Here is a 1,982-nt window from a genome sequence, read left to right as displayed (position 1 = left end):
GGTCGCGCCCCGCTCAGCCCTCGGCGAGCACCTCGCGCAGCCGGCCGGCGAACGCCGCCGGCTCCTCGGCGAAGCCGATGTGCCCGCCGGGGAACATGGTCGGAGCCGTATCCAGCGCGGCGGCGAGCGCGCGCGAGGTGCGGTCGCAGACCTGGTCGGTCGACGCCTCGCCGAGACCGACCACGACCTGGGTCGGGCCGTCGCGCAGGGCGGCGAGGTCGGGCCGGAACCGGGTGGTCCCCCGGATCATGTGCACGTACTGGAAGTGCTCGTCGGCGGCCGCCTGCGGCTCGGGCTCGCCGCCGTACATCGCCAGGACCAGGTCCTCCGGCAGGTGGATGTTGGCGTTGGCGAGGAACGCCCGGCCGGCCCCGAGCCGGTCCCCGGCCAGGTAGGTGGCGATCATGTCGTCCTCCCGGGCCAGCAGCTCGGCCCGGTCCGGCAGCAGCCCGAGCAGCGGCGGCTCGTGGGCGACGACGGTGTGCACCCGCTCGGGGTACGCCTGGGCGAGGGCGAGGACGGTCACCGCGCCACCGCTGGAACCGAGCACGGCGGCCGGGCCGGCGTCGAGGTGGGCGAGGAGCCGGGACAGGTCGTCGGCCCGCAGTTCCGGCGTGGAGTCCTGGTGCGGGTCGTGCAGGACGCTGCGGCCGATGCCGCGCGGGTCGGTGGTCAGCACGGTGTGCTCCGCGGCCAGCAGGTCGGCCAGCGGCGCGAAGGCCGCGGCGTCCATCGGCGCGGCGACCAGGGCCACGACGGGCCCCTGTCCGCGTACCTCGTAGTGGAGCCGCCCGTCGGGGACCGCCAGGGTGCCGGTCGTGACGTGCGCGGTGGGAGTGCTGCTCATCGGGGTCCTCCGGTTCGTGGCGAATGAGCCGTACACCTTCCAGACCCCGCCGGTGCGGCAGAATCGTCGCTCGTGAGCGTCATTCCCTCGACCGCCGCCGGCGCCGGGGAGCCGGCCGCGGTCGACCAGGCCGCCTTCACCGCGCTCGTCGCACCGCTGCGCGGTGAACTGCACGCCCACTGCTACCGGATGCTCGGCTCGGTGCACGACGCGGACGACGCCCTCCAGGACACCCTGCTGCGCGCCTGGCGGGGGCTGCCGGGCTTCGCCGGACGGGGCTCGCTGCGCTCGTGGCTGTACACCGTGGCGACCCGCGTCTGCCTGGACGCGATCACCAGCCGCGGCCGGCGGGCGCTGCCGGTCGACCTCGGTCCGGCCAGCCAGCACGCCGTCCCGGAGAGCCGCCCAGACCGGGACGTCGCCTGGCTCGGCCCGTACCCGGACGCCGGCCTCGCCGCCGCGCCGGTCGCCCCGGACGCCCGGTACGAGCAGCGCGAGGCGGTCGAACTGGCCTTCGTGGCCGCGATGCAGCACCTGCCGGGCAACCAGCGGGCCGCCCTGCTGCTCTTCGACGTCCTCGGCTACTCGGCGGCCGAGATCGCGGCCATCATGCGGACCACGACCACCTCGGTGAACTCGGCCCTGGCCCGGGCCCGCCGCACCCTCGCCGAGCGGACGCCCGCCGTCACCCAGCAGCGTGCCCTGCACACCCTCGGCGACGCCCGCCTGCGGGAGGTCGTCACCGGCTACGCCACCGCCCTGGCGGCCGGCGACGGCGACGCCCTGATCGCCCTGCTCACCGAGGACGTCACCTGGTCGATGCCGCCGCTGCCGCACTGGTACCAGGGCATCGGGGCGGTGCTGGACTTCGCGCGGTCCGGGCCGCTCGGCCCGTGCGGCAGCTGGCGGCACCTGCCGGTCGGCGCGAACGCCCAGCCCGCGCTCGCCTCCTATCTGCGCCGGGGCGCGGCCGGTCCGTACCTGCCCTGGTCGATCGACGTGCTGACGCTGCGGGACGGCCGGATCGCCGGGATCACCTCGTTCCTGGACGCCGCCCAGTTCGCGGCGTTCGGGCTGCCGGCCGCGCTCCCGCCGGAACCGGGACCCCGTCAGGCGGCGGGGGCGGCGCCGGCGG

At 76.4% G+C, this 1,982-nt stretch carries 2 protein-coding genes; one reads left to right on the top strand and one right to left on the bottom strand.

Features of this window, described 5'->3' with window-relative positions; genetic code table 11:
• Positions 1 to 13: 13 nt before the first annotated feature.
• Positions 14 to 847 carry an alpha/beta fold hydrolase gene (locus ACWEVO_RS35730; RefSeq protein WP_452311817.1) on the bottom strand — a complete coding sequence of 278 codons (834 nt, stop codon included), beginning with the start codon at positions 845 to 847 and terminating at the stop codon, positions 14 to 16.
• A gap of 72 nt (positions 848 to 919) precedes the next feature.
• On the opposite strand from ACWEVO_RS35730, the gene ACWEVO_RS35725 reads away from it, so the two are divergent.
• A partial coding sequence (locus tag ACWEVO_RS35725; RefSeq protein WP_452311816.1) for a sigma-70 family RNA polymerase sigma factor occupies positions 920 to 1,982 on the top strand: 1,063 nt, incomplete at its 3' end.

It is taken from the genome of Micromonospora sp. NPDC003776, from assembly GCF_053605645.1.
The sequence above is the reverse complement of the archived record's forward strand: the minus strand, read 5'-3'. Positions and strand labels throughout refer to the sequence as shown.